Source organism: Variovorax sp. SG517 (assembly GCF_013376045.1).
In the GTDB taxonomy this organism is placed as follows: domain Bacteria; phylum Pseudomonadota; class Gammaproteobacteria; order Burkholderiales; family Burkholderiaceae_C; genus Variovorax.
This window is the reverse complement of record NZ_JABMJG010000011.1, coordinates 60,255-80,291: the sequence shown is the minus strand read 5'-3', so window position 1 is coordinate 80,291 and position 20,037 is coordinate 60,255. Positions and strand designations below refer to the sequence as shown.

Sequence of the window (20,037 nt, the reverse complement as noted above, 5' to 3'; positions counted from 1 at the left end):
GGCACCTCCGTGCTGCGCGCCGCGCTCATGCCGGGTTGTCGATGTCGATGAACTCGTGCTTCAGCCCGAGCTGCGCCGCCACATGCCCAGCCACCGCCGGTGCGCCGTAGCGCTCGGTGGCGTGGTGCCCGCAGGCCAGGAAGGCCACGCCCATCTCCCGCGCGTAGTGGGCCTGCGGCTCCGAGATCTCGCCGGTGATGAAGGCATCGGCGCCGGCCGCGATGGCGGCCTCGAAGTAGCCCTGCGCGCCGCCCGTGCACCAGGCCACGTTCCGGATGGGACGATGCGCCGTGTCGACGAGGGTGACCGGCCGCTTCAGCACGCTCTCGACATGCGTGGCGAGCGCCTTGGCGCTGCCGAAGCTCTCGCCGCTTTCCTGCGCGCCGAGAAAGCCCAGCTCCTGCTCGCCGAAGCGCCCGGCCGAGCCGGCATGCGCCACGAGCCCCAGCTTCAGGCCGAGCTGGGCGTTATTGCCGAGTTCGGGGTGCGCATCGAGCGGCAGGTGGTAGGCGAAGAGGTTGACGTCGTCGCCCAGAAGCAGGCCCAGGCGCTGCTTCATCCAGCCGGTGACGCAGCCGTCCTGGCCGCGCCAGAACAGGCCGTGGTGGACGAAGATGGCGTCGGCTTCGGCGCTGATCGCGGCCTCGATCAGCGCGCGGCTGGCGGTCACGCCCGAGACGATCTTGCGAACCACAGTGCGCCCTTCGACCTGCAGGCCGTTGGGTCCGTAGTCCTTGAAGCGCCCGGGGGCCAGCAGCAGGTCGAATGCGTGAAGCAGTTCGTGGCGGGTGGTGCTCATCGCGCCATTGTCGCGCCGCGCGCGGGGGCCACGCCACCGTCGCGCATCGCATGGCCGCGCGCGGCCATGGGCAGCAGGGCCAGCAGGAAGCCCAGCGCGGCCAGCGCCGCCACGTAGTGGGCCGGCGCCATCGTGTCGCGCTGCAGCCAGAGCGTAAGGATCACCGGCGTGAGCCCGCCGAACACCGCGTACGACATGTTGTAGGCGAACGAGAGCCCGGTGAAGCGCACCGGCGCCGGGAAAGCGCGCACGCCGGCGATCGGCACGGTGGCGATGGTGCCCACGAACAGGCCCACCAGCCCGTAGTGCCAGAAGAGCGTGGCCGGGGTGCCGGGCAGGCCGCTGTAGAACAGGTAGGCGGTGACGAACAGCCCGCCCCAGCCGATCAGCATCACGGTGCGGGTGCCGATGCGGTCGCTCGCCCAGCCGGCCAGCACGCAGCCCAGCGTCAGGGTGAGCGTGGCGAGCGCGTTGGCCTCCAGCGCCATCGCGGCGGGAATGTGGTGCACCTTCTGCAGGTAGGTGGGCGTGTAGAGCACCACGACCACGATGGCGGCCGACAGCACCCAGGTCAGCAGCGCGACGTAGACGCAGGCCAGCCGATGCTCGCGCAGCACGGTGCGCAGCGGCAGCTCGCGCGCGGAGCTGCGGCGGCCGGCGAGTTCCTTGAATACCGGGGTCTCATGCAGGAAGCGGCGCAGGTACACCGACACCAGCCCGAACACGCCGCCCAGGATGAACGGAATGCGCCAGGCGAAGTCGCTCACCTGCTCGGGCGAATAGTGGCGGTTGATGGCCACCGCGATCAGCGAGCCCAGCAGGATGCCGCCGGTGATGCCCGAAGTCAGCACGCCGATGCCCAGGCCGTAGCGCTTTTCCGGCACGTGCTCGCCCACGAACACCCAGGCCCCAGGCATCTCGCCGCCGATGGCCGCGCCCTGCAGCACGCGCATCGCCAGGAGCAGCAGCGGCGCCGCCACGCCGATGCTCGCGTAGGTCGGCAGCAGGCCGATCACCAGCGTGGGCGCCGCCATCAGGAAGATCGACAGCGTGAACATGCGCTTGCGGCCGAAGACGTCGCCGAAGTGCGCGATGACGATGCCGCCCACCGGACGCGCCAGGTAGCCGGCGGCGAAGATGCCGAAGGTCTGCAGCTGGCGCAGCCAGTCGGGCATGTCCGTGGGGAAGAACAGCGCTCCCAGCACGGTGGCGAAGAACACGTAGATGACGAAATCGTAGAACTCCAGGGTGCCGCCGAGGGCGGACAGGCCGAGGGTCTTGTAGTCGCTCGAACCGAGCGTGCGCGCCGGTGCCGGCTGCGCGCCGTCCGGGAAGTTTGCTTCTGAAGTCATGGCTGGCAGGGAGGTCTTGGCCGCGCGCCAGCCGCAAGGCCGGGTGAGAAGACGAAGAATGGCGCGCTGCGGGCGAAATGCCTGCCGCTTCCACCGGGTGGGCAGCGCGGGAGGCCGGAAAAGCCCGGACCGGATGGGTCCGACCCGCAATGCTAGGTGTTAACCCGGGTTTACGTACACAGTAAGTCTTAATCTCGACCTCGGCGAGCGGTTTCTGGTCCATGCGGTTGAGGGACAATTGACAACATTGCCGCGTTGCACTGCGGCTTCCAACGTCTTTTTCACCAATCTTTCATGAAACGCACCTGGCTGCTCTTCGCCCAAGCCGTGACCGTCCTGCTGGCGGCCTACTTCGTCGTCGCGACGCTCAAGCCCGAATGGCTCAACAAGCGCGCGACCTCGCTGGGCGGCGTGGTGTCGATCGTCGAAGCCCCGGCCGGCAACAACCCGGGCGTGGCGGCGCCCGGCAGCCTGAGCGTGCCGGCCAAGAAGGCCTCGCCGGCCGTGGTGAGCATCAACACGAGCAAGGCTGCGCAGCGCCACCCGCGCAGCAACGACCCGTGGTTCCGCTTCTTCTTCGGCGACCAGGACGACCAGCCCCAGGTGGGCCTGGGCAGCGGCGTGATCGTGAGCCCCGACGGCTACATCCTCACCAACAACCACGTGGTGGAAGGCGCCGACGAAATCGAGGTGACGCTCAACGACAGCCGCCACGCGCGCGGCAAGGTGATCGGCACCGACCCCGACACCGACCTGGCCGTGCTGAAGATCGAGCTCGACAAGCTGCCGGTGATCGTGCTGGGCGACTCCGACGCGCTGCAGGTGGGCGACCAGGTGCTGGCCATCGGCAACCCCTTCGGCGTGGGCCAGACCGTGACCAGCGGCATCGTCTCGGCCCTGGGCCGCAACCAGCTGGGCATCAACAACTTCGAAAACTTCATCCAGACCGACGCGGCCATCAACCCCGGCAACTCGGGCGGCGCGCTGATCGACGTCAACGGCAACCTGCAGGGCATCAACACCGCGATCTACTCCCGCTCGGGCGGCAGCATGGGTATCGGCTTCGCCATTCCGGTGTCGATGGCCAAGATCGTGCTCGAAGGCATCGTCAAGGAAGGCCAGGTGCGCCGCGGCTGGATCGGCGTGGAGCCGAGCGACCTGTCGCCCGAACTGGCCGAGACCTTCGGCGTGAAGGCCGACTCCGGCGTGATCATCACCGGCGTGCTGCAGAACGGCCCCGCCGCCAAGGCCGGCATCCGCCCGGGCGACGTGATCACCTCGGTGGGCGAGAAGAAGACGGACAACGTGCAGGCGCTGCTGACGGCAGTGGCCGGCCTGAAGCCGGGCAGCACCTCGCGCTTCGCGCTGCAGCGCGGCAGCGACAAGATGGAACTCGACGTGACGCCGGGCCTGCGGCCGAAGAGCCCGGTGCGGCAGGTGCCCCCGAATCAGCAGGAATAAAAAAGAAAAAGCCCGGGTGCAAGGCCCGGGCTGGCTGAACGATCGGCGCCCGGGTCAGCTGCTCGAAGCCGAGTCGGTGCCGCTGCTCTCTTCGTCTTCCGGCTTCCTGCCGGTGCTCGCGAAATACTTGGCGCCGATGATGCCCACCTCGTAAAGCAGGCACATCGGCACCGCCAGCGCCAGCTGCGACACCACGTCGGGCGGCGTGAGCACCGCGGCGACGACGAACGCGACCACGATGAAGTAGCCTCGGAACGAGCGCAGCTTCTCGATGGTCACCATCTCGAAGCGCACCAGCAGCATGACCACGATCGGCACCTGGAACGCCACGCCGAAGGCGATGTAGAGCGACAGGATCGCCTCGACGTACGAGGAGATGTCGGGCGTAGCCTGCACCGCCGCCGGCGCGAATCGCTGGATGAAGCTGAACATCTTGTCCAGCACGAACAGCTGCACGAAGGCGATGCCCGCATAAGCGAGCAGGCTGCCGAAGAAGATCAGCGGCAGCGCGAAGCGCTTTTCATGGCTGTAGAGGCCCGGCGCGATGAACATCCAGGCCTGGTACATGAGCCAGGGCAGCGCCAGCAGCACGGCCGCCATCATCAGCACCTTGAGCGGCACGAAGAACGGCGAGAAGACGCCGATGGCGATCAGCTTCGCATCGTGCGGCATGTGCGCCTTGATCGGCATCGCGATCAGGTCGATCAACCCGCCGGGGCCGGGCCAGATGGCCAGCAGGATGCCCGCGACCACGAGGCCGTAGACGCAATAGAGCAGTCGGTCGCGAAGCTCGACCAGGTGCGCGACGAATGGCTGTTCGGTGCCCGCGAGTTCGTCTTCTTTGTCTTTGCTCTTGCTGTCGGAATCGGCCATTGGGGAAAGAAGAAGAAGATAGCGTGTCGCCGGCCGACGCTCGAAGAGCGCGGGGATGGGAGCCCGGCCGTTAGTTGATCTTGTGCGGGCGGAAGCGCGCGACGCGCGCGGCGCCCGAGAGCGCCTTGGTGCGCACGCCGTTGCGCGCCTTGTACCACTGCGGCGTGGCGCCCTGCTTCAGGCGCCAGTTCTTGCGGGGATGCTTGTACTCGGGCGGCGGAGGCGGCTCGGGTTCGGCCAGCGCCGAGAGGGTTTCGCCCGAACCGCTGAACTGCTTTTCGAACTCGCTCGCGCCCGTGTGGATGCTGTGCTCCACGTCGCGCGCCGCATCCTCGACCGTGGTCTTCATCTTGCGGAGCTCGTCGAGCTCCATCGAGCGGTTGACTTCGGCCTTGACGTCGTTCACGTAGCGCTGCGCCTTGCCCAGCAGCGTACCGACGGTGCGGGCCACGCGCGGCAGCTTCTCCGGGCCGATGACGATCAGCGCCACGACGCCGATCAGCGCCAGCTTCTCAATGCCGAGGTCGAGCACGTGCTGCTGCCCGTGCTCAGGACTTCTGACGCGCTTCGACGTCGATCGCCGACTTGTCGCTGTTGGCCGGCTGGCCGGTCACCTGCTGGGCGGGGGCCGACGAGGCGGCCGGGGCATCGGACGACGCGCCGTCCTTCATGCCGTCCTTGAAGCCCTTGACGGCGCCGCCAAGGTCCGAACCCATGTTCCGCAGCTTCTTGGTGCCGAAGATCATGACCACGACGAGCAGCACGATCAGCCAGTGCCAGATGGAAAAAGAACCCATGGAGAACTCCTAAGAATGTGTCCGATTTTAGTCGGGCGGAATGTGACAGTTTGGCTTAATGCCGCTCAGCCGCGAAGCCACGGCCGGGGGCCACCCATGACATGGACATGGAGATGGTGGACCTCCTGCCCGCCCTCGGCGCCAGTATTGACCACGACGCGGTAGCCGCCTTCCGGATAGGGCCTGCAGCCCTGCTCCAGCGCCAGCTTGGGCGCCAGGGTCATGATCTTGCCCATGAGCGCCGAATCCTCGGGCGTCAGCTGGGCCATCGAGGGAATGTGCTTCTTGGGCACCAGCATGAAATGCACCGGCGCCCAGGGCGCGATGTCGTGGAAGCCGAACAGGTCTTCGTCCTCGTAGACCTTGCGGGAGGGGATCTTGCCCTCGATGATTTTGCAGAAGACGCAGTTCGGATCAGATGACATCTTTGGGTTCCATGGGACGGCTGTCGTTCATCCGGATCATGCCCTTCACGATCCGGTAGAGGAACCACAGCGAGATCAGGCTCCAGGCGATCCAGCCCGGCACGAAGAGCAGCAGCCAGAGCCACGAGGTGAGGATGTACAGCAGCCCGGCCCACAGCACCGAGCGGATGCGCCAGCTGAAATGCGAGGCCTGCCAGGTGCCGGCCGCGTCGTCGCGCTTGACGAAGTCGATCACCAGGGCGATCAGCAGCAGCAGCACGGAGGCCTGCGCCCCCGGTACGACGGCGCCGATGGCCACGATCAGGTGCAGGATGTAACTGACCCAGCCCCAGGTCTTGAGGGAGTCGTCGGGTTCCACGTTCACGATGTCGTTGGCCATGGCTGGTGTCCTTTCAATCGTTGGGGGCTTCGGCTTCCCGCGCCTTCACCTTGCGAAGCGCCTTTTCCTCGATGCCGCTGGTGCCTTCGCGGCGCTCCAGTTCGGCCGTGACGTCGGACGGGGAAAAACCGTAGTGCGCCAGCGCCACCATGGTGTGGAACCACAGGTCGGCCACTTCGTTCACTATTTTCGAGCGGTCGCCGCCGTGGTCGGCGTCCTTGGCGGCCATCACGACCTCGGTGGCCTCCTCGCCGATCTTTTTGAGGAAGGCGTCGGGGCCCTTGTGCAGCAGGCGCGCGACATAGCTTTTCTCGGGGTCGCCGCCACGTGCCGGCAGGCGGCTTTCGATGACCGCGGCCAGGCGGGCGAGCGCGTCGGAGGTGCTGTCGTTGTTCACTGTGGCCGTCACTTGTAGATCGATTCCGGGTCTTTCAAGACGGGTTCGACCGCCGTCCACTGGCCCTTTTCGTACTTGTTGAAGAAGCAGCTGTGGCGCCCGGTGTGGCAGGCGATGCCGGGCTCGTGGCCGAGCTGGGTGACCTTGAGCAGCACCACGTCGTTGTCGCAGTCCAGGCGGATCTCGTGCACGGTCTGCACGTGGCCCGACTCCTCGCCCTTGAACCACAGCTTGTTGCGCGAGCGGCTGAAATACACCGCGCGGCCCAGCTCGGCGGTCTTTTCGAGCGCCTCGCGGTTCATCCAGGCGAACATCAGCACGTCGTTGCTGCCCTGTTCCTGCGCGATCACGGGCACAAGGCCGTTCGCGTCCCACTTCACTTCATCGAGCCAGTTCATGGACGGTATTGTCAGGGATGGCCAAAGACCCTCGAACAGCCGTTCGGCGGGCCTCCGGCAGGGTCATTCAGCGGTCGATGCGCACGGGAATGCCCCGCGCGGCCATGCGGGCCTTGGCTTCGCCCACCGTGTGCTCGCCGTAGTGGAAGATGCTCGCGGCCAGCACCGCGTCGGCGCCGCCGGTCTGGATGCCGTCGGCCAGGTCGTCCAGGCTGCCCACGCCGCCCGAGGCGATCACGGGCACGTTCACGGCGTTGCTCACCGCGCGGGTCAGCTCCAGGTCGAAGCCGCTCTTGGTGCCGTCGCGGTCCATGCTGGTCAAGAGGATCTCGCCGGCGCCGCGGCGCGCCATCTCGGCGGCCCATTCGACGGCGTCCAGGCCGGTGTTCTTGCGCCCGCCGTGGCTGTACACGTCCCAGCCCGCGCCGCGCGTGGCGGCTTCCTCGGGGCTGCGGCGCTTGGCGTCGATGGCGACCACGATGCACTGCGAGCCGTATTTCTGCGACGCGTCGCTGATCACCTGCGGATCGGCGATGGCGGCCGAGTTGAAGCTGGTCTTGTCGGCACCGGCGTTGAGCAGCCGCCGCACGTCGGCCACGGTGCGCACGCCGCCGCCCACAGTCAGCGGAATGAAGACCTGCGAGGCCACCGCCTCGATGATCGGCAGGATCAGGTCGCGGCCGTCGCTGGTGGCCGTGATGTCGAGGAAGGTGAGTTCGTCGGCGCCCTGCGCGTTGTAGCGCGCGGCGATCTCGACCGGATCGCCCGCATCGCGCAGTTCGACGAAGTTGACGCCCTTGACGACACGGCCGCCGGTGACGTCGAGGCAGGGAATGATGCGTTTGGCAAGCATGATGTGTAAGTAACCGGTGGGGTAATCAGAGAACGCGCAGCTGCTGCCAGCCGAGCCATTGGGCGCCGGGCGCGAGCAGCACGGGCTCGTCGATGCGGGCCGCCTCGACGCAGAGCATGTGGCGATAGCCGTCTTCGGACATGTCGGCGAGTTTCGCACCGAGCACGGCGCCGGGGTTCCAGACCACGGTTTCGGTGCAGGTGGGGCTCTGGGCGATTTCGACCGTGCCGCCGGGCTGCGCCAACTGCAGCGGCCGGGCCGGCGCGCCGTAGACGCTGTCGAATTCGGCATCGAAGCGCAGCGACTCCGCCTTTTCGGCATAGCGCTCGTCGGTCAGCGAATCCCAGCGATTGGCGCCCTGGAGGCCCTTCAGGCGCGCATCGGCGATGTCGTCGACGCGCAGGTAGGTGTGCAGCGCCGCGGTGAAGGACCAGGGCGCGGCGTCGGTGTTGACGAGCGTGAGCGCCGTGCGCAGTCCGCCGGGGCTCAGCGTTGCATCCAGCCGTGCCTCGAAAGAGTGCGGCCAGAGCTTGCGCGTGGCTTCGTTGTCGCGCAGCGCCAGGCGCAGGGTCTGGGGAGCATCGGAAGGGGCGTTTTCCCAAGGCAAATTGCGCATGAAGCCATGCTTGGGCAGCATGCCGCGCTGGTTAAACTGCGGGCAGCAAATGGGTATGCCGCCGCGGATGGCGGCCTGTCCGTCGAACACCGCGCGCGGGCTCAGGTAGAGCCTTTCCACGGCGTCGGCCGTGGTCCACGACAGCACATGGGCGCCATGCAATGCGACGGTGAGGGTGCTTCCGTCCGCGCCCGTGGCGCGCATGGCGGGCTGGCCGCGGAACTCGATCAGGCTGGTTTCCATGTGAGGAATTGTAGGCAGCGCCTGTGCGGTGGCACGGAACTGGCATCCCGGGCCATTGCGCGGCCGGGGCCTTCTTGGATACCCTGTGGCGGCTTGCATCGGGAGACAAGGTGCAACTCGGTCCCGCGTACCCGAAAGAATCACTCTCACACGACAAAAGGGGATACGAATGAAGAAGCTGCCGATGGCCGCATGGATCCTGATCGCGATGGTGCTGGGCATCATCGTCGGCTACATGATCTTCACCAGCTTTCCGGACAAGAAAGCCGCCAAGGAAATCGCAGACTACGTCTCCATCGTCTCGGACGTCTTCCTGCGCCTCATCAAGATGCTGATCGGCCCGCTGGTGTTCTCCACGCTGGTGGTGGGCATCGCGCACATGGGCGACGCCAAGTCGGTGGGCCGCGTGTTCGGCAAGGCCATCGGCTGGTTCCTCACCGCGTCGCTGATCTCGCTGGTCATCGGCCTGGTCATGGCCAACCTGCTCAAGCCCGGCGAGAACCTCGGGCTGCCATTGCCCGACATCGGCGCCTCGGCCAACCTGGCCACCTCGAAATTCACGCTGAAGGATTTCGTGAGCCACACGGTGCCCAAGTCCTTCGTGGAGGCCATGGCCAACAACGAGATCCTGCAGATCGTGGTGTTCTCGATGTTCTTCGGCGTGGCACTGGCCTCGCTGGGCGACAAGGCGAAGACGCTGGTCGCCGCCATCGAGGAGCTCTCGCACGCGATGCTCAAGATCACCGGCTACGTGATGAAGCTCGCGCCGCTCGCCGTGCTGGCCGCCATGGCCGCCACCGTGGCCGTCAACGGCCTGGGCATTCTGCTGAAGTTCGCGGTGTTCATGGGCGACTTCTACCTGGGCCTGTTCGTGCTGTGGGGCGTGCTGATCCTGGCGGGCTTCCTGTTCCTCGGCCCGCGCGTGTTCAAGCTGCTGGTGCTCATCAAGGAGGCCTTCCTGCTGTCGTTCGCCACGGCCAGTTCGGAAGCTGCTTATCCGAAGATCCTGCAGGCGCTCGACCGTTTCGGCGTGAAGCGCAAGATCTCCAGCTTCGTGATGCCGATGGGCTATTCGTTCAACCTCGACGGCTCGATGATGTACTGCACCTTCGCCGTGCTCTTCATCGCGCAGGCCTACAACATCCACATGCCGATCAGCACGCAGATCACGATGCTGCTGATCCTCATGCTCACCTCCAAGGGCATGGCCGGCGTGCCGCGCGCCTCGCTGGTGGTGATTGCAGCCACGCTGAACCACTTCGACATTCCCGAAGCCGGCCTGCTGCTGATCCTGGGCGTGGACACCTTCCTCGACATGGGCCGCTCGGCCACCAACGCGGTGGGCAATTCCATCGCCACGGCGGTGGTGGCCAAGTGGGAGGGCGAGCTGCTTTCCGAGAGCGACGCCGAAGTCAACGCCAAGGCGCTCGACGAGGAGGCCAACGCCACCCTCGCCCACCCGGCGCACGCCTGAGCGGAAGCGAAGAAACGCCATGAAGCGCATCGGCATGCTGCCATCCGCTTTCCCCTCCCTCTTCGCCGCGCTGCTGGCGGCCGTGGTCCTCGCGGTCCTGCCGGCAGGTCCGGCCCAGGCGCAGGAACTCACCGGCACGCTGGCCAAGGCCCGCGAGAGCGGCACCATCGCCATCGGCTACCGCGAGTCGTCGGTGCCGTTCTCGTACCTCAATGCGCGCAACGAGCCCATCGGCTACTCAATTGAGCTGTGCCGCGCGCTGGTGACGGCCATCGAGGACGCGGTGAACAGGAGCCTCACGATCAAGTGGGTGCCCGTCACTTCCGATTCGCGCATCGACGCAGTCGTGAGCGGCAAGGTCGACCTGGAGTGCGGCTCCACCACCAACAACCTCGAGCGCCAGAAGCGCGTGAGCTTCTCGCCCACGATGTTCGTCTCCGGCACCAAGGTGCTGGTGAAGAAGGGCTCGCCGATCAAGTCCTTCCGCGACCTCGCCAACCGAAAGGTGGCCGTGACCGCGGGCACCACCAACGAGAAGACGCTGCGCGAGCTCTCGCAGAAGTTCAAGCTGAACATCGACCTGCAGGTGACACGCGACCATGCGGAGTCGTTCGGGCTCGTGAAGAGCGGCCAGGCCGACGCCTTCGCCACCGACGACGTGCTGCTCTACGGCCTGATCGCCAAGGACGCAGCCAAGGCCGACTACGAGGTGGTCGGCGACTTCCTCTCCTACGACCCCTACGGGATCATGTACCGCAAGGGCGATCCGCAGCTCAACAAGGTGGTCGTCGACACCTTCCAGGTGCTGGCGGAGGACGGCGAGATCGAGCGCCAGTACAAGCGCTGGTTCCTGCGCAAGCTGCCGTCGGGGGAAAGCATCAACCTGCCGATGAGCGCCCAGCTGGAGACCATCATCCAGACGATGTCGGTGAAGGCCGAGTAGCCAGGCTCGCTATCTTGCGGGCCACTCCCATCGCGGAATCTCGCTCATGTCGAGGTTCGCGATGCGGGTCTCGCCGAAGCGCTTCTCCAGCACCACCGGCTGCATGCCGTCGCTGTCGTCCAGCGCCGAAATGAGCCGCGCCGCGTGCGACACCACGATCACCTGCGAATGCCGCGCGGCCTGGGCGATGAGGCGGCCCAGCGCGGGCAGCAGGTCGGGGTGCAGGCTGGTTTCGGGCTCGTTGAGCACCAGCAGCGCGGGCGGGCGCGGCGTGAGCAGCGCAGCGATCCACAGCAGGTAGCGCAAAGTGCCGTCGGAGAGCTCGGCGGCCGTCAGAGGCCTCAGCAGGCCGTGCTGGTGCATCAGCGTCTCGAAGCGGTCGCCGGCCGCCTGGACTTCGACGCGTGCACCGGGAAAGGCGTCGTCCACGGCGCGGTCGAGCGCTTCGCCGTCGCCGATCTCCCGGATGGTCTGCAGCGCGGCGGCCAGGTCGGCGCCGTCGTTGGCCAGCACCGGCGTGTAGGTGCCCAGCTGCGGCTGGCGCGCAGGCGCCTCGGCGTCGGAGCGGAAGTGGTCGTAGAAGCGCCAGGAGCGCATCTGCTCGCGCAGCGTGAGCATCTCGGGCGCGTCGCGCGGGTCGGCGTGCTCGGTCATCATGCTGGCGAAGGCGGGAATCGGCCGGCCGACGGCCTGCCAGACCTTGCCCTCGCGCAGCCGCAGGGCCGCGCCCTTGCGGTCGACCAGCTGCGTGGACGGCCGCAGCAGCGGGCCGCTCCAGATGGCCTCGTGCTTGATCTGCGGGTCGTGCGAAAAGGCGGTGGGGGGAACGGGCGGCGGCAGGCCGATGTCGATGGCGTAGCCGAAGTCTTCCGCCTCGGCACCGGCAAAGCCCAGCTTGAGCGCCACGGGCTCGCTGCGCGTGGTGCCCTGCACCGGCACGTCGCCGCGCAGCATGGCGGCCGAGAAACGCTCGGGACCGGCCCACAGGGTGGATGAAAGCCCGCCCTCGCGCACCAGCGAGCGGATCACGCCGCCGTTGGCGATGTCGGCCAGCAGGCGCATCGCGCGGTACACGCTCGACTTGCCGCTGCCGTTGGGCCCGGTCACGACCGTGAGCCGCCCCAGCGGCACTGTCAGCTGCCGCAGCGATCGGTAGTTGGCGATGGCGAGCGCGGAGAGCACGCGCTGCGCAGCGGGAGCGTCAGGCGGCCAGTTCGTCCGCGCGGGCCTGCGCGGCGGCGAAGTCGAGGTCGCCCGAGTAGATGGCGCGGCCGCAGATCACGCCCTCGACGCCGTCGGACTCGACCGCGCAGAGCTGGTCGATGTCGGCCATGTTCGAAAGGCCGCCCGAGGCGATCACCGGGATGGTCAGCGCCTGGGCCAGCTTGACGGTGGCCTCGATGTTGATGCCCGAGAGCATGCCGTCGCGGCCGATGTCGGTGTAGATGATCGACTCGACGCCGTAGTCCTCGAACTTCTTGCCCAGGTCGGCCACCTCGTGGCCCGTGAGCTTGCTCCAGCCGTCGGTGGCGACCTTGCCGTCCTTGGCGTCCAGGCCCACGATGATGTGGCCGCCGAAGGCGCTGCAGGCGTCCTTCAGGAAGCCGGGGTTCTTGACCGCGGCGGTGCCGATGATCACGTAGCGCAGGCCGTCGTCGATGTAGCGCTCGATGGTGTCGAGGTCGCGGATGCCGCCGCCGAGCTGCACCGGAATGTCGTCGCCCACCTCCTTCAGGATCGCCTTGATCGCCGCGTGGTTCTGCGGCTTGCCGGCGAAGGCGCCGTTCAGGTCGACCAGGTGCAGCCGCCTCGCGCCGGCGTCGACCCACTTGCGCGCCATGGCGGCGGGGTCTTCGCTGAAGATGGTGGACTGATCCATGTCGCCCTGCTTGAGGCGAACGCAGTGGCCGTCTTTGAGATCAATGGCGGGAATGAGGAGCATGGAAGTGACGCGAGTGTGCGGAAACCGGGCTGTGAGAGGTTCGGCCCGGTCGGAAAAATAGGTTCAGGGTTTCCAGTGGAGGAAATTGCGATAGAGCTGCAACCCATGGTCCGCACTCTTCTCCGGGTGGAACTGGGTTGCAAAAATGTTATCGCGTGCGATGGCCGCGGTAAAGCTCGCGCCGTATTCCGCCTCGCCCACACTGTGTTTGGGGTCGGCCGGACGGGCAAAGAAGCTGTGCACGAAATAGAAATAGCTCAGGTCGGGCACCCCCGCCCACACCGCGTGCGGCTGGGCCTGCCGAACCTGGTTCCAGCCCATCTGCGGCACCTTGAAGCGGCTGCCGTCGGGCTGCAGGCGGCCGGCCAGATCGAACTTGACCACCTCGCCGGGAATGAGCCCGAGGCCGTCGGTCGGGCCCTCGTCGCTGCGCGACAGCATCATCTGCATGCCCACGCACACGCCGAAGAGCGGCTTGCTCGCCGCCGCCTCAAGCACCGATTCCTGCAGGCCGGAGTCGCGCAGCTCGCGCATGCAGTCGGGCATCGCGCCCTGCCCCGGCAGAACCACGCGGGTGGCCTTGCGGACCACGTCCGGGTCGGAAGTGACGAACACCTCCACGCCGACCTGGTCGGCCGCATGGCGCACGGCCTGCGACACGGAGTGCAGGTTGCCCATGCCGTAGTCGACGACCGCGACGGTGTTTGCTGCTACAGATTTCATAGCTTTCAGGCCGCCGTCCTCAGAGCGAGCCCTTGGTCGAAGGGATCACCCCCGCCGAGCGCGGATCGAGTTCGAGAGCGCCGCGCAAGGCGCGCGCGAAGGCCTTGAACACCGTTTCGCACTGGTGGTGCGCGTTGACGCCCTTGAGGTTGTCGATGTGCAGCGTGACGAAGGCGTGGTTCACGAAGCCCTGGAAGAACTCGTAGGTGAGCTGGCTGTCGAAGGCGCCGATCATTCCGCTGGTGAAGGGCACGTGCATCACCAGGCCCGGGCGGCCCGAGAAGTCGATGACGACGCGGCTCAGGGCTTCGTCGAGCGGCACGTAGGCGTGGCCGTAGCGGCGGATGCCCTTCTTGTCGCCCACGGCCTTGGCCACGGCCTGGCCCAGCGTGATGCCGACGTCTTCCACCGTGTGGTGGCCGTCGATGTGCAGGTCGCCCTGGCAGTCGATCTCGAGGTCGATCAGCCCGTGGCGGGCGATCTGGTCGAGCATGTGGTCGAAGAAGCCGATGCCGGTGGAGAGCTTGGCCTTGCCGGTGCCGTCGAGGTTGACGCTGACGGTGATCTTCGTCTCGGCGGTGTTGCGGGTGACCGTCGCGATGCGATCGGCGGCACCCGCGAGGGCCGTGGTGGTGGGGGTGGTCATAGTGAGGCTTCGAGTGCCGCGAGCATCCGCGCATTCTCGTCGGCCGTTCCGACGGTCAGGCGCAGGCAGTTTGCGAGCAGTTCGTGCATTTTAGAAACGTTCTTCACCAGCACCCCGTGCGCCTTCATGCCCGCGAAGGTCTTGGCGGCATCGGGTACGCGCAGCAGGATCATGTTGGCGTCGCTCGGCCAGATCTTCACGCCGGGCAGGCGGCCCAGGCCCATCATCAGGCGCTCGCGCTCCTCGCGGATCTGGCGGGCCTGCGCCTCGAACACGTCGGCGTGCTCCAGCGCGAAGAGCGCGCACTCGCAGTTGAGCACGCTCACGTTGTAGGGCGGTCGCACCTTGTCGATCTCGGCGACCAGCGCGGCCGGGCCCATCAGGTAGCCCAGGCGGATGCCGGCCAGGCCGAACTTGCTGAGCGTGCGCATCAGCAGCACGTGGCCGTGCTTCGCGAGGCGGTCGATGTAGCTGCGCGCGGCGAAGGGCTGGTAGGCCTCGTCGATGGCGACCAGGCCGCCCTGCGCGCCCTGGGCCTCGACGATGCGCTCGAGCACCGCGTCGTTCCAGAGGTTGGCCGTGGGGTTATTGGGGTACGCGAGATAGACGATGGCCGGCTTCTCGCGCTCGATGGCGGCCAGCATGGCGGCCTCGTCGAGCTCGAAGTCGGCCGTGAGCGGCACGCCGACGAACTTCAGCCCCTGCAGCTTCGCGCTCATGGCGTACATGACGAAGCCCGGCACCGGCGCCAGCACCGTGGCGCCGGGCTTGTCGCAGGCGATGGCCAGCAGCGAGATCAGCTCGTCCGAGCCGTTGCCCAGCATCAGCTCGAAGCCCTCGGGCATCTGCGCATGCGCGGCCAGCGCGCGGCGCAGGTCGGCGCCTCGCTCGCCTGGATAGCGGTTGAGCGCCAGCGCACCGAGCCGTGCGCCGAGTTCGGCCTGCAGCGCCGGCGGCAGGCCGAAGGGGTTCTCCATCGCGTCGAGCTTGATGAAGCCGGTGGCGTCCTGCACCGCGTAGCCATGCATGGAGCGCACGTCGTCTCGGATGCGTTCGAGCGAAGGGCGGGCGGAGTCGGAGGCAGGTGCGGTCATCGGGTGCAGCGGTAGCTGTTTCGGAGGGCGCCGATCATGACCAGTTGCACGGGCATGTCGGCTTCGTAACTGTCGGAATTGCGGCTCAGCTCCGTTTGATAGAGCGAGCGCGCCATGGAGGGCTCGAGGCGGCGGCCCTCGACGCAGAACAGGGGCTTCTGCCCGTTGCGCTGCGAGGCCTCGACGCCTTCGCGCAAGCCTTCGAGCACGCCGACGAGGTAGTAGCTGGCGTAGGCCTTGCCGTCCTTCTCGCCGGCCTCGAGCGTGCGCAGTTCGCGGATGCTCATGGCCTGCGCGCCGGTAGCGGCCGCCGCCAGCGCGAACAGCAGGAAGGCGGCACGCTTCATGGACATCACTTGCGGTAGCGCGGCGGCGGCGCGTAGGCACCGTCGGCGGGGAAGGCGCTGGGCTGCTGCGGCGCGGCGTCGCGGCGCTGGCGGCGGGGCGCGTTGCGCTCCTCGAGTTCGAACAGCGCGGCGCCGATCACGCCGATGTTGCGCACGTCGCCGGCCTCGGTGTTCGCGGCATAGGCGCGGCCGGGCGCGGAGAAGCGGAAGGCCGCCACCTCGTTCTGGCTCTTGCGGAAGCCCTCGACGGTCAGCGACTGCAGCGGCTGCAGCACGTAGCCGCCGTTGCGCAGGCTGCCGGGCTTGCCGCTGAGCACGTCCAGGCCGTCGACCGTGGCGATCACTTCATAGCTGCGCTCGCTCAGGTTGCGAAAACGCAGCGTGTAGCGCGCCCCCTCGACGCCGGCCAGGCGGAACATGTCGTCGCCACCGGCACCGCGGCGGGCGCGCTGCAGCGGCAGCGGCCGGCCGTCCTCGTCGAGCACCGACCATTCGACATCGCCGTCGGCCAGCATCAGGCTCAGGCGCCGCTCGGGGTTGCCGCCCACCGCGCGGCGCACGGCGGAAGCTTCGTTGTAGCCCAGCGAGGCCACGTCGTCGGGCCGGTCGGAAAGGCGCTTGGTGACGACCGTGCGGGTCTTCGACTCGATGCCCTCGCCCCACTGCGTGCCGAGCTGCGGCGCGGGCGCCGCGGGTGCGGCGCTGGGCGTAGCCGTGGCGGCCACCGATTCGCGCGGTGCCTGCGGCATCTGGCTGCAGGCCGCCAGCAGCGCGGCACCGGCGATGGCCGTGGCGGCGAACCTGAACAGGCGCGAACCGAAGAAACCGACGAAACCGGTGAAATGCGAACCGAAAGGACGATCGATCATCAGGCGTGCTCCTCCCGCATGCGGGTTGTTGTTGGACTTCAGATCTTACGCAGCCGCATCCGCGCGGCTTCTGCGTGCGCCTGCAGGCCTTCGCCCTCGGCCAGCGTCACGGCGATGGGGCCCAGCACCTGGGCACCGGCGTCGCTGACCTCGATCAGGCTGGAGCGCTTCTGGAAGTCGTACACACCCAGCGGGCTCGAGAAGCGCGCCGTGCCGCTGGTGGGTAGCACGTGGTTCGGTCCCGCGCAGTAGTCGCCCAGGCTCTCGCTGGTGAAGGCGCCCAGGAAGATCGCGCCGGCGTGGCGCAGCAGCGGCTCCCAGCGGTTCGGCTCGCTGCTGCTCACCTCCAGGTGCTCGGGGGCGATGCGGTTGCTGATCTCGCAGGCCTCTTCCATGCTCCTCGTGTGGATCAGCGCGCCGCGGCCGTTGAGCGAGGCGGCGATGATCTCCGCGCGCGGCATCGTGGGCAGCAGGCGGTCGATCTCGGCCTGCACGCGGTCGATGTAGGCGGCGTCGGGGCACAGCAGGATGCTCTGGGCCAGCTCGTCGTGCTCGGCCTGGCTGAACAGGTCCATCGCCACCCACTCGGGCGGCGTGGAGCCGTCGGCCAGCACCAGGATCTCGCTGGGGCCCGCAATCATGTCGATGCCCACGGTGCCGAACACGCGGCGCTTGGCGGCGGCCACGTAGGCGTTGCCGGGGCCGGTGATCTTGTCGACGGCGGGGATGGTGGCGGTGCCGTAGGCCAGCGCGGCCACGGCCTGGGCGCCGCCGATGGTGAACGCGCGGGTCACGCCGGCCACGTAGGCGGCGGCAAGCACCAGCACATTGCGCTCGCCCTTCGTGGACGACTGCCCGCCCGCGCCGCCCGTCGCCACGCTGCCCTTCACGGGCGTCGGGACCACCATGATGATTTCGCCGACGCCGGCCACGTGGGCCGGGATCGCATTCATCAGCAGGCTCGACGGATAGGCCGCCTTGCCGCCCGGCACGTAGATGCCCACGCGGTCGAGCGGCGTGACCTTCTGGCCCAGCAGCGTGCCGTCCGCGTCGCGGTAGCTCCAGCTCTCGCCGCAGGCCTTCTTCTGGGCCTCGTGATAGCTGCGCACGCGATCAGCGGCGGCCTGCAGCGCATCGCGCTGTGCGGCGGGCAGCGAATCGAAGGCTTCCTTGAAATCGGCCTGCGTCAGTTCGAGCTCGGACATGGCGGCTGCGCCGAGGCCGTCGAAGCGGCGGGTGTATTCGAGCACCGCCTCGTCGCCGCGTTTTTGCACATCGGCGAGGATGTCCGCCACCACCTTCTCGATGGCCGCGTCGGCGTCCGCCGACCAATGCAGCCGCGCCTTGAATTCAGCATCGAAGCTGGCTGAAGTCGTGGACAGGCGGAGGGGGGCTGCTTTCGAGGTCATGGGACGGAACGGAAGGTTTCAGGCGGAAGGAATTGCGGTCGCGAAGGCGTCGATGATGTGGCGGATCGGCTCGCGCTTGAGCTTCAGCGCGGCCTGGTTCACCACCAGGCGGGCGCTGATGTCCATGATGCGCTCCACCTCGACGAGGTGGTTGGCCTTGAGCGTGTTGCCGGTGGAGACCAGGTCGACGATGGCGTCGGCAAGGCCCGTGAGCGGCGCCAGCTCCATGCTGCCGTAGAGCTTGATCAGGTCGACGTGCACGCCCTTGCTGGCGAAGAAGTCGCGCGCCAGGCCCACGTACTTGGTGGCCACGCGCAGGCGCGAGCCCTGCTTCACGGCCGAGGCGTAGTCGTAGTCGGCGCGCACGGCCACGCTCAGGCGGCAGGCGGCGATGCGCAAATCGAGCGGCTGGTAGAGGCCCTGGTTGCCGTGCTCGAGCAAAACGTCGAGGCCGGTCACGCCGAGGTCGGCGCCGCCGTACTGCACGTAGGTCGGCACGTCGGAGGCGCGCACCAGCACCACGCGCACGTCGGGACGGGTGGTGCCGAGGATGAGCTTGCGCGACTTCTCGGGGTCTTCGGTGACCTCGATGCCGGCGGCGGCCAGCAGGGGCATCGTCTCCTCGAAGATGCGGCCTTTGGAAAGCGCCAAAGTAATCATGCGGCTGCGGCTCCGGTCAGTCGTTCGATGTCGGCGCCGAGGCCGCGCAGTTTGGCTTCCATGCGGTCGTAGCCCCGGTCGAGGTGGTAGATGCGGTCGACCAGCGTCTCGCCCTCGGCCACGAGGCCGGCGATGACGAGGCTGGCGGACGCGCGAAGGTCGGTGGCCATCACGGTGGCGCCCGAGAGCTGCTGCACGCCCTCGACCATCGCCACCTTGCCTTCGACGTGGATGTGGGCGCCCAGGCGCACCATCTCGTTCACGTGCATGAAGCGGTTCTCGAAGATGGTCTCCGTGACCATCGAGGCGCCGCGCGCGATCACGTTCAGCGCCATGAACTGGGCCTGCATGTCGGTCGGGAAGCCCGGGTATTCGGTGGTGCTGAAGCTCTGCGCCTTCAGGTGCTCGTAGGCCGGGCCCCTGGAGGCGATGCGCACGCCGTCCTTCTCGGACGTGACCTTGCAGCCGGCGTCGCGCAGCTTGTCGATCACCGCGTCCAGATGGTCGCCGCGCGCGTGGCGCAGGAAGGCCTCGCCGCCCGTAGCCGCCACGGCGCACATGAAGGTGCCGGCCTCGATGCGGTCGGCCACCACGGCGTGTTCGCAGCCGTGCAGCTTCTCGACGCCCTGGATGCGGATGTGGCTGGTGCCGTGGCCTTCGATCTTGGCGCCCATGCGGATCAGCATCTCGGCCAGGTCGACGATCTCGGGCTCCTGCGCGGCGTTCTCCAGCAGCGTCTCGCCCTCGGCCAGCGCGGCGGCCATGAGGAAGTTCTCGGTGCCGGTGACGGTGACCATGTCGGTCAGGATGCGCGCGCCCTTCAGCCGCGTGCGCCCGGCCGGCAGGCGCGCGACCATGTAGCCGTGGTCAACCACGATCTCGGCGCCCATGGCCTGCAGGCCCTTGATGTGCTGGTCGACCGGCCGCGAGCCGATGGCACAGCCGCCGGGCAGCGAAACCTTGGCATGGCCGAAGCGCGCCAGCAGCGGGCCCAGCGCCAGCACGGAGGCGCGCATGGTCTTGACCAGCTCGTAGGGCGCCTCCGGCTTGGTGAGTTCGGCCGCATTGAGCCGCACCGTGCCGCCATCTTTCTCGTTGGCGTCGCGCTCGGCCGAAACGCCCATGTTGCGCACCAGCTTGAGCATGGTCGACACGTCCTGCAGGCGCGGCACGTTGTGCAGCACCACGGGCTGGTCGGTCAGCAGGGCCGCGCACAGTTCGGGCAGCGCTGCGTTCTTGGCGCCGGAAATGAGTACTTCGCCGCGGAGCTCTCGCCCGCCGCGAATCAGAAGTTTGTCCATCGAAGTTCCAGCGAAATCAGGAGGCCGCCTGGGGCC

The 20,037-nt window shown here is 67.8% G+C and carries 24 protein-coding genes; 3 read left to right on the top strand and 21 right to left on the bottom strand.

Going from position 1 to position 20,037, the window contains the following annotated elements:
- Nucleotides 1–25: 25 nt before the first annotated feature.
- Both FHT32_RS28745 and FHT32_RS28740 read right to left on the bottom strand, forming a co-directional pair.
- Entirely contained in the window at nucleotides 26–799 is a 774-nt protein-coding gene (locus tag FHT32_RS28745) for a Nif3-like dinuclear metal center hexameric protein (protein WP_176667970.1), read from the bottom strand.
- On the bottom strand, nucleotides 796–2,151 hold the full coding sequence (locus tag FHT32_RS28740; RefSeq protein WP_176667969.1) for an MFS transporter: 1,356 nt from the start codon (nucleotides 2,149–2,151) through the stop codon (nucleotides 796–798). Before FHT32_RS28740 ends, FHT32_RS28745 begins: the two co-directional genes overlap by 4 nt.
- Before the next feature lie 294 nt (nucleotides 2,152–2,445).
- Here FHT32_RS28740 and FHT32_RS28735 point away from each other — a divergent pair, with 294 nt between their 5' ends.
- Nucleotides 2,446–3,612: a trypsin-like peptidase domain-containing protein gene (locus FHT32_RS28735; protein WP_176667968.1), complete on the top strand. Its 1,167-nt coding sequence runs from the start codon at nucleotides 2,446–2,448 to the stop codon at nucleotides 3,610–3,612.
- A gap of 54 nt (nucleotides 3,613–3,666) precedes the next feature.
- On the opposite strand, the gene tatC is transcribed toward FHT32_RS28735, so the two are convergent.
- The 9 genes from tatC to FHT32_RS28690 form a co-directional block, all read right to left on the bottom strand.
- Entirely contained in the window at nucleotides 3,667–4,485 is an 819-nt protein-coding gene (gene tatC, locus FHT32_RS28730) for a twin-arginine translocase subunit TatC (protein ID WP_176667967.1), read from the bottom strand.
- A 70-nt stretch (nucleotides 4,486–4,555) separates the two neighbouring features.
- Nucleotides 4,556–5,017 (bottom strand): Sec-independent protein translocase protein TatB, encoded by a 462-nt coding sequence (gene tatB, locus FHT32_RS28725; RefSeq protein WP_176667966.1) that lies wholly within the window; start codon nucleotides 5,015–5,017, stop codon nucleotides 4,556–4,558.
- Between the two features lie 16 nt (nucleotides 5,018–5,033).
- Entirely contained in the window at nucleotides 5,034–5,282 is a 249-nt protein-coding gene (gene tatA, locus FHT32_RS28720; RefSeq protein WP_093196339.1) for a Sec-independent protein translocase subunit TatA, read from the bottom strand.
- 65 nt (nucleotides 5,283–5,347) lie between these two features.
- Complete coding sequence (locus FHT32_RS28715) at nucleotides 5,348–5,707, bottom strand: histidine triad nucleotide-binding protein (RefSeq protein WP_176667965.1); 360 nt, start codon at nucleotides 5,705–5,707, stop codon at nucleotides 5,348–5,350.
- Nucleotides 5,697–6,086, bottom strand: coding sequence for a hypothetical protein (locus tag FHT32_RS28710; RefSeq protein ID WP_176667964.1), 390 nt, complete (start codon nucleotides 6,084–6,086; stop codon nucleotides 5,697–5,699). Before FHT32_RS28710 ends, FHT32_RS28715 begins: the two co-directional genes overlap by 11 nt.
- A 13-nt stretch (nucleotides 6,087–6,099) precedes the next feature.
- Nucleotides 6,100–6,495 carry a phosphoribosyl-ATP diphosphatase gene (locus FHT32_RS28705; RefSeq protein WP_126023016.1) on the bottom strand — a complete coding sequence of 132 codons (396 nt, stop codon included), beginning with the start codon at nucleotides 6,493–6,495 and terminating at the stop codon, nucleotides 6,100–6,102.
- Complete coding sequence (gene hisI, locus FHT32_RS28700; protein WP_176668147.1) at nucleotides 6,492–6,890, bottom strand: phosphoribosyl-AMP cyclohydrolase; 399 nt, start codon at nucleotides 6,888–6,890, stop codon at nucleotides 6,492–6,494. Before hisI ends, FHT32_RS28705 begins: the two co-directional genes overlap by 4 nt.
- A gap of 58 nt (nucleotides 6,891–6,948) precedes the next feature.
- Nucleotides 6,949–7,734 carry an imidazole glycerol phosphate synthase subunit HisF gene (hisF, locus tag FHT32_RS28695; RefSeq protein ID WP_019654398.1) on the bottom strand — a complete coding sequence of 262 codons (786 nt, stop codon included), beginning with the start codon at nucleotides 7,732–7,734 and terminating at the stop codon, nucleotides 6,949–6,951.
- A gap of 25 nt (nucleotides 7,735–7,759) precedes the next feature.
- Nucleotides 7,760–8,593, bottom strand: a complete 834-nt coding sequence (locus FHT32_RS28690; protein ID WP_176667963.1) for a D-hexose-6-phosphate mutarotase — start codon at nucleotides 8,591–8,593, stop codon at nucleotides 7,760–7,762.
- Between the two features lie 169 nt (nucleotides 8,594–8,762).
- Here FHT32_RS28690 and FHT32_RS28685 point away from each other — a divergent pair, with 169 nt between their 5' ends.
- On the top strand, nucleotides 8,763–10,067 hold the full coding sequence (locus FHT32_RS28685) for a dicarboxylate/amino acid:cation symporter (protein ID WP_176667962.1): 1,305 nt from the start codon (nucleotides 8,763–8,765) through the stop codon (nucleotides 10,065–10,067).
- A 34-nt stretch (nucleotides 10,068–10,101) separates the two neighbouring features.
- The gene (locus tag FHT32_RS28680) at nucleotides 10,102–11,010 is read left to right on the top strand and encodes an amino acid ABC transporter substrate-binding protein (RefSeq protein WP_176668146.1); all 909 of its coding nucleotides are present in this window, start codon (nucleotides 10,102–10,104) and stop codon (nucleotides 11,008–11,010) included.
- A 9-nt stretch (nucleotides 11,011–11,019) separates the two neighbouring features.
- Here the strand turns inward: FHT32_RS28680 and FHT32_RS28675 are convergent, their stop codons facing one another.
- The 10 genes from FHT32_RS28675 to murA all read right to left on the bottom strand — a co-directional run bounded on the left by FHT32_RS28675 (nucleotide 11,020) and on the right by murA (nucleotide 20,001).
- Nucleotides 11,020–12,192: an AAA family ATPase gene (locus tag FHT32_RS28675; RefSeq protein ID WP_176667961.1), complete on the bottom strand. Its 1,173-nt coding sequence runs from the start codon at nucleotides 12,190–12,192 to the stop codon at nucleotides 11,020–11,022.
- A gap of 19 nt (nucleotides 12,193–12,211) precedes the next feature.
- A complete protein-coding gene (gene hisA / locus FHT32_RS28670; RefSeq protein ID WP_093196354.1) occupies nucleotides 12,212–12,952 on the bottom strand; it encodes a 1-(5-phosphoribosyl)-5-[(5-phosphoribosylamino)methylideneamino]imidazole-4-carboxamide isomerase in 741 nt (246 codons plus the stop codon).
- Between the two features lie 63 nt (nucleotides 12,953–13,015).
- Nucleotides 13,016–13,675: an imidazole glycerol phosphate synthase subunit HisH gene (hisH, locus tag FHT32_RS28665; RefSeq protein WP_176667960.1), complete on the bottom strand. Its 660-nt coding sequence runs from the start codon at nucleotides 13,673–13,675 to the stop codon at nucleotides 13,016–13,018.
- A 19-nt stretch (nucleotides 13,676–13,694) separates the two neighbouring features.
- On the bottom strand, nucleotides 13,695–14,321 hold the full coding sequence (hisB, locus tag FHT32_RS28660) for an imidazoleglycerol-phosphate dehydratase HisB (protein WP_176667959.1): 627 nt from the start codon (nucleotides 14,319–14,321) through the stop codon (nucleotides 13,695–13,697).
- On the bottom strand, nucleotides 14,318–15,415 hold the full coding sequence (gene hisC / locus FHT32_RS28655) for a histidinol-phosphate transaminase (RefSeq protein ID WP_176667958.1): 1,098 nt from the start codon (nucleotides 15,413–15,415) through the stop codon (nucleotides 14,318–14,320). Before hisC ends, hisB begins: the two co-directional genes overlap by 4 nt.
- Nucleotides 15,412–15,762 (bottom strand): hypothetical protein, encoded by a 351-nt coding sequence (locus FHT32_RS28650; protein ID WP_256099205.1) that lies wholly within the window; start codon nucleotides 15,760–15,762, stop codon nucleotides 15,412–15,414. The genes hisC and FHT32_RS28650 overlap by 4 nt, the downstream gene beginning before the upstream one ends.
- Nucleotides 15,763–15,767: 5 nt before the next feature.
- Nucleotides 15,768–16,631, bottom strand: a complete 864-nt coding sequence (locus FHT32_RS28645) for a hypothetical protein (protein WP_176667956.1) — start codon at nucleotides 16,629–16,631, stop codon at nucleotides 15,768–15,770.
- 38 nt (nucleotides 16,632–16,669) lie between these two features.
- Nucleotides 16,670–18,040 (bottom strand): histidinol dehydrogenase, encoded by a 1,371-nt coding sequence (gene hisD, locus FHT32_RS28640; protein WP_176667955.1) that lies wholly within the window; start codon nucleotides 18,038–18,040, stop codon nucleotides 16,670–16,672.
- Nucleotides 18,041–18,058: 18 nt separating this feature from the next.
- Nucleotides 18,059–18,700, bottom strand: a complete 642-nt coding sequence (gene hisG / locus FHT32_RS28635; protein WP_019654410.1) for an ATP phosphoribosyltransferase — start codon at nucleotides 18,698–18,700, stop codon at nucleotides 18,059–18,061.
- Nucleotides 18,697–20,001 carry a UDP-N-acetylglucosamine 1-carboxyvinyltransferase gene (murA, locus tag FHT32_RS28630; RefSeq protein WP_176667954.1) on the bottom strand — a complete coding sequence of 435 codons (1,305 nt, stop codon included), beginning with the start codon at nucleotides 19,999–20,001 and terminating at the stop codon, nucleotides 18,697–18,699. The genes hisG and murA overlap by 4 nt, the downstream gene beginning before the upstream one ends.
- Nucleotides 20,002–20,037 lie beyond the last annotated feature (36 nt).